Here is a 287-nt window from a genome sequence, read left to right as displayed (position 1 = left end):
ACTGAACAGTCTGTATCTCAAATCGCAGTAATGCCGCCGGTTGCTAAAAAAGTACCATATGAAATGTCTATTCATGGCGACACTCGTATCGATGATTATTACTGGATGCGCGATGATGAGCGAAAAGATCCTGAGGTACTTAGTTACCTTGAGGCTGAAAATGCTTATACAGATGCAATGCTTGCGCATACAAAAACGTTACAAACTAGGTTATTTGAAGAGCTAAAAGGGCGAATTCAAAAAGACGATGATTCAGTGCCAGTTAAAAACGGTGACTATTATTATTC

Annotated in this window: 1 pseudogene; it reads left to right on the top strand. The window is 39.4% G+C overall.

The window, feature by feature from the left end:
- Nucleotides 1-30: 30 nt before the first annotated feature.
- Nucleotides 31-287: pseudogene (locus AAEY97_RS21180) on the top strand (oligopeptidase B); the annotation flags it as partial.

It is taken from the genome of Shewanella sp. TB7-MNA-CIBAN-0143 (assembly GCF_040310065.1).
Taxonomy (GTDB): domain Bacteria; phylum Pseudomonadota; class Gammaproteobacteria; order Enterobacterales; family Shewanellaceae; genus Shewanella.
Note: the sequence above shows the minus strand (reverse complement) of the source record. Positions and strands in the feature narration are given on the sequence as shown.